General features: G+C 44.7%; 3 protein-coding genes, 1 pseudogene and 1 riboswitch. Of the genes and pseudogenes, 1 reads left to right on the top strand and 3 read right to left on the bottom strand.

The genetic code is table 11. The features are described from left to right. Nucleotides 1-789: 789 nt before the first annotated feature. The 3 genes and pseudogenes from J7E37_RS22650 to J7E37_RS17380 all read right to left on the bottom strand — a co-directional run bounded on the left by J7E37_RS22650 (nt 790) and on the right by J7E37_RS17380 (nt 4,274). Nucleotides 790-1,737, bottom strand: coding sequence for a methyl-accepting chemotaxis protein (locus tag J7E37_RS22650; RefSeq protein WP_483297224.1), 948 nt, complete (start codon nt 1,735-1,737; stop codon nt 790-792). Further along, nucleotides 1,732-2,529 (bottom strand): annotated as a pseudogene (locus tag J7E37_RS22655) (HAMP domain-containing protein); the annotation flags it as partial. The gene J7E37_RS22650 and the pseudogene J7E37_RS22655, both read right to left, overlap by 6 nt. A gap of 146 nt (nt 2,530-2,675) precedes the next feature. Further along, the gene (locus J7E37_RS17380) at nt 2,676-4,274 is read right to left on the bottom strand and encodes an amidohydrolase (RefSeq protein WP_251009727.1); all 1,599 of its coding nucleotides are present in this window, start codon (nt 4,272-4,274) and stop codon (nt 2,676-2,678) included. 147 nt (nt 4,275-4,421) lie between these two features. Further along, a riboswitch (Lysine riboswitch) is annotated at nt 4,422-4,599 on the bottom strand. A gap of 92 nt (nt 4,600-4,691) precedes the next feature. Here J7E37_RS17380 and J7E37_RS17385 point away from each other — a divergent pair. Further along, nucleotides 4,692-5,621: a nuclease-related domain-containing protein gene (locus J7E37_RS17385; RefSeq protein ID WP_215025617.1), complete on the top strand. Its 930-nt coding sequence runs from the start codon at nt 4,692-4,694 to the stop codon at nt 5,619-5,621. The last annotated feature ends 397 nt before the right edge of the window (nt 5,622-6,018 follow it).

Genomic DNA, 6,018 nt, shown 5'->3' on the forward strand with positions numbered 1-6,018 from the left:
GCTTACCTCCCTCTTCTCTTTTGTCTTCACTAATTTTATATGCGTTTATCACGGTTTTGGCTTGGGCGAATGCACCTGTATAGGCAATGCGAACCTATCGGTGACTTGTTTTCTTTTTTAGGAATTAAGCACATCCATTGGTTACCCCGTTTTCCGAAACCTGGATTTTCTGTACTACAATAAGCCTCATTGGCGAGCTCTTTTTCCGATATCTGGATTTTCCGGGCGCCAATACGACTCATTGGTGAGCTTTTTTACCAGAATCTTGATTTTATGGTCAACCAATACGACTCATTGGTTATCTCATTTTCAAGAATATGAATTTTACGTGCTCCAATATGACTCATTGGTTACCCTATTTTCCATAATATGGATTTTACCGGCGCCAATACTACTCATTGGTGAGCTTTTTTTCCAGAATCTTGATTTTATGGTCACCAATACGACTCATTGGTTATCTCATTTTCAAGAATATGGATTTTACGTGCTCCAATATGACTCATTGGTTATCTTTTTTCATAATATGGATTTTACCGGCACCAATACTACTCATTGGTGTTCCCTTTTTCCAGAATATTGATATTCTAGGCACCAATACGACTCATTGGTGAGCTCTTTTTCCAGAATCTAGATTTTCCGGGCACCAATACGCTCCATTAGTGACCTTTTCTCCAGAATCTTGATTTTGCGGGCACTAATATGCTCAATTGGTGACCCCATTTACAAAAAAAATACGCCGCAAAAAAAAGAAGCATAAGAACAAACCCTGTCCTCATGCTTCACCCCTTATTAAACTTTAAACTTCCCGACCATCTCTCTCAGGTTCTCGGCAAGCCGTGCGAGTGATGCGGATGATGAAGCGACTTCTTCCATCGAAGCCAGCTGCTCTTCTGTTGCGGATGCGATTTCTGCTGTACTTGCGACGGAGCCGCGGGCGATTTTGGTCACCTCGTCAATTGAGGCGTTCACCTGCATGACACTCGCCGACATCTCTTCTGAAATTGCGGAGACCTCCTGGATTTCCGAACTGACATTTTCGATTGATTTTAAAATCTCGTCAAATGTCTTGCCAGTGTCTTCTACCAACAAAGTTCCCTCGGAGATTTCAGCTGTTCCTTTGTTCATCATTTCAACGACCTGGTGGGTTTCTTTTTGAATCACTTCAATCAAGCTGGAGATCTGGCTCGCTGACTGTCTTGAGAGCTCAGCAAGCTTTCTGACTTCATCCGCGACCACTGCGAATCCTTTTCCATGCTCACCAGCCCTTGCTGCTTCAATGGCTGCGTTCAGGGCAAGCAAGTTGGTCTGGTCAGCGATTCCGGTAATGACCTCAATGATTTTTCCAATCTCAGCCGATTTGCGATCCAAATCCTTGATGACGGCATTCGTTTCGCTTGTCGTATGATTGATCGTTTTCATCTTCTCAATCACTTTTTCCAAAGATTCATGTCCGAGCATCGCCTGTTTCGTCGTATCCGCTGCGGACTCTGCGACCGTGGATGTCGTGACGGCAACCCTCTGGATTCCTCCCGCCATCTCTCCTACTGCCTTCGCACTTTCTTCCGTATTCTTGCTTTGGAGTTCTGCACCGCCTGCCACTTCCTGGATGGCTGTCGCTACCTGATTCGTAGCCGAGTTCGTCTGGTCGGCACTAGCCATCATTTCTTCAGCAGATGCCGCAACCTGCTCGGATGTACTGCTCACCTGATAAATTAAGTTCCGCAAGTTAGCTGCCATTTCATTGAAATCCGCAGCCAACTGGCCAATCTCATCTTTATTTTTCACATTGATTTTCTCAATAGCCAGGTTTCCGCCAGCCATTTGCTTGACCGCGCTTGACACAAGCTGGACAGGCTTCGAAATCATCCTGCTGATATAGGTAGCAATCGCTGTTCCAATGATAAAAGCCGCTGCACTGATCACAATGATGAGCAGAGCTACTTTCTGTACTTCTCCAGCTAAAGTTTCACTAGTAGCATCAAGAGCATCCTGCTGGTACTCAATCGCATCCTCAGCAGCAGAATTCAAGGTGAAGATTAGCGGATTCCCTTCTTTTTGCATCAGCAATCTAACCTTGACCGTTTGTTCATCTCTTATTAAAATAAAGGCCTCTGAAGCTACTTCGTAATATGCTGCCTCCGCAGCAATAAGGTTCTCTCCTACCTTTTTCCCCTCGGCAGATTCTGTAATGCTCAAATATTTCTGAGAGTTTTTCTTAAAATCCTCAACTGCGCCCTCAAATTCAATCAGGCTTTCTCCATCGCCGTTTGCCATATATTTTTGGAGTGCCAGCTGCTCCCTCATGATGGCATCCTTCATCTCGACAATCAGATTCAGCTTTTCCATACGATCATTAATGGAGGTAGAGTACTGGCTGTTCATCTTGCCGAATTGTAAGTTGGTGATCACTGCCACCAACGCCAGCAGCGCCAATACAGAGAAGAAGCCAGCAAATAGTTTTTTCCGAACCGTGAACTTTGTATTAAGCTTTAGCTGCTTAACCTTGAATCGCTTTTTGATCTTCATCATCCGCTCTCCTTAGCAGCGCAAATTGCACTGTATTCTATCTATTATCTATTTCGGCTTAAATTCAGAAAATTTTAGGACTTTAGCCATAAAAACTAAAAAGGACGATTCTTTCTTCCTAATGGAAGTTCAGAACCGTCCCCGTGCTTTTAAGAGAGCCTTCGATATTTGATTTCCCCGCCAATGATTGTCATTTCAATTTCCATCGATAAAAGCTCATCTGCATCTTTCATCTCAAATGGATTTTTGGAATAAACGGTCAGATCAGCTAATTTCCCTCGAGCAATCGTGCCTTTTAGTGTCTCTTCATTAGTTGGATAAGCTCCTAGCTCTGTAAAAAGACGGAATGCATCGACCATCGAGAGCTTCTGCTCTGGCACATAACCATCGTGGGTTTCGCCTGGTTTTTTCCGAGTGACGGCGGCATGGATTCCGAGAATCGGGTCGACGGGTTCAACTGGAGAATCAGAACCCCCGGCACAAATGACGCCTGCTTCCATCAATGTTTTCCAGGCATATGAAAGCTTGATCCGCTCTGCGGCAAGGCGCTCCTGAACCCACGGGAAGTCACTCGCAATGAAGCGCGGCTGGATATCGGCAATCCGGCTCGGTCCCTTCAGGCGGGGAATCAATTCTTCCCGTAAAACCTGCGCATGAATCAGTCGGTCGCGATAGGCAGCAGCCGGGAACTGGTCCAGCACGTCCAGGACATTTTCCAGTGCCTGGTCGCCAATTGTATGGACGGCTATCGGCATGTCCAGTTCGCGTGCCCCTTTCACGATTTCATAAAGCTGCTCCTGGTCATACATTGCATCACCATAGTGGCCAGGTGCATCGCTATATGGTTCCGACAACAAAGCGGTCCTTCGTCCAAAGGCCCCGTCGGCAAAAATTTTCACCGCGCCGATTTGCAGTGTGTCATTGCCATAGCCTGTGTACATTCCAGCTTCTTTTAGGTTTGGTAAAAATTCATGGTTAATCAAGAGATTGCTGCGCAAGCCGAGCTGCTCTCCATTTAAAAGCTCATTGAATAGATCCCACGTTTTTTCAAGCCCGCCGAGATACAGCGGATCATTCGTATGCACGCTTGTCAGCCCCTTGCTCATCGCAAAATGCATCGTCTGGCGCATCGCTTTTTTCCAATCATCGTAGGAACGCTCAGGGATGTACGTCCTGACCAGGTTCGCCGCTGACTCGAGGAACAGGCCGGTCGGCTGTTTCGTGACGTCATCGAGTACGATTGTTCCTCCCTCTGGAACTGCGATTGACGGATGATAGCCGCTCACTTCCAGGGCCTTGTTGTTGACCAGCGTCGCGTGCAGGCAAGTTCTTGTTAAAAATAACGGGTTGGCTGGCGCTACATAATCCAGCTCTGCAATCGTCGGGATTCCTCCATCAGTAAAAAGATTCTCATCCCAGCTGCTGCCGACAATCCATTCACCAGGCTCAAGCTGGCTGGCTCTTGCCTTTATTTTTGCCAGCATCTCATGCCTTGACGTGATTCCGACAAAATCAAGGTTGATGAAGCTATCCGCCATGATGGAGAGATGAAGGTGGCTGTCGATCAAACCCGGCGTAGCCGTCTTCCCTTCCAGGTCAATGATTTGTGCCTGGCCGCCCCACTGCAGCACCATATCAGCGGTAGTTCCCATATCGATAAAACGGCCATTTTCAATGACCACTGCCTGTACAATTGGATTGAGTGAATTGAATGTATAGATCGTTCCATTTTTGAAGATGGTTCTCAAGAGATTCTCCCCTTTGGATAAATTGTGAATGTCTGGGGAATGCGTCAGGAGTTGATAGAAGGGGATAGTGACAGGATCTGGCATGCAAAAAAGCAATGACAGAAAATAACCTATCATTGCTTTTTACAATATACGTTATCCGCCATTTCGATCCGTAGTTCTCCATGCACACACCCCGCATGACAGTCTGCTCCTTGTTCAGAAAGCATCCCAGCAGTAACCAGTCTGACCCTGATTACGCTTCGGCAAACAACCCTTTCAGCCACCATCAACGATTGTCTATCTCCGATGGACTACTCTTGTTATTCGCTCCTCTACCTCACCGATCTGATAAGATCATATGAAATTAGCTTAATAGTATCAGATTTATCATAATTCGTAAAATGTTCACTGATTTTTCGGTGACACTTTTTTAAAATGAAAGAAGAAAGGAAGTGGAATATGATAGTTAAAGAAAGAACCAAACCAGTAGAATTACAATTGTTACAATCCCTGGAGCCAAGAATGGAACTGGAAGAGAAAGATGCACAAAACCTGCGAACGCTGGAAAAAGGCTATGAAGGTGAAGTGCAATTCGACCATTGGTTTACGAATTACCAAGTTGAGAGTCTCATTATCAACGACCTGCTTCTGGAAGTGAATGGCACCCATTTTCAAATCGACTCCTTCGTGATCACGCAGGACCGGCTGCACCTTTTCGAAGTGAAAAATCTAGAAGGAGACTATTATCTGGATGGAGACAAATTCAAGACTGCCGCCGGCAAAGAAATCAAAAACCCCCTCCACCAACTTAGCCGCGCAGAATCACTATTAAAACAACTGCTTAAGGAACTTGGCTTCTACATTCCTCTTGAACCTCACCTCGTGTTCATTAACCCTGAATTCGCCCTTCTGCAGGCACCATTAAAATCACCTATTATTTTGCCAAACCAAATGAATCGCTTTATGAAAAATATGAATCGAGTCTCATCTAAGCTGAATAACAAACATACTAAATTGGCCGAAGCCCTATTGTCTTTGCATATTCAGAAGTCACCATACTCAAGAGTGCCGAGTTATGAATTTGGAATGTTGAGGAAGGGGGTTGTTTGTGGAGAGTGCGGGGGGTTTTTGGAGAGTTTTGGACGCCAAAGGATTATATGCAATCATTGTGGGTCCGAAGAAGAGGTTGATTCTTTTGTGTTACGCATTGTTAAAAGCTTTCAAATCCTCTTTCCCGATCAAAAAGTAACTACAACAGCCATTTACTTATGGGGAGATGGTACCCTGCCAAAGAGGGCGATAAGAAGAGTCTTACAGAAATACCTCACAGTTAAAGGAGAGTGGATTTCCACTCATTATGAATAATTATTTTAAGCCCGAAAGAAGGCCAAACCTCTTTCGGGCTTATTAAATGTGACGATAACCTTTGTTACCCCTGTTTTATCCGCACATTATTCCCTTTAATGTGACGATAACCTTTGTTACCTCTGTTTTTTCCGCACCTTATTTCCTTTAATGTGACGATAACCTTTGTTACCCCCTGTTTTATCCGCACATTATTTCCTTTAATGTGACGATAACCTTTGTTACCTCTGTTTTTTCCGCACCTTATTTCCTTTAATGTGACGATAACCTTTGTTACCTCTGTTTTTTCCGCACATTATTTCCTTTAATGTGACGATAACCTTTGTTACCTCTGTTTTTTCCGCACATTATTTCCTTTAATGTGACGATAACCTTCGTTACCCTTGTTTTATCCGCA

Source organism: Bacillus sp. ISL-39 (assembly GCF_018613295.1).
GTDB lineage: Bacteria > Bacillota > Bacilli > Bacillales > Cytobacillaceae > Mesobacillus.

Bases quoted from the DNA above. Each gene is read 5' to 3' on its own strand.
- J7E37_RS22650 (WP_483297224.1), bottom strand. From the start codon at position 1,737: ATGGCAGCTAACTTGCGGAACTTAATTTATCAGGTGAGCAGTACATCC.
- J7E37_RS17385 (WP_215025617.1), top strand. From the start codon at position 4,692: ATGAAAGAAGAAAGGAAGTGGAATATGATAGTTAAAGAAAGAACCAAA.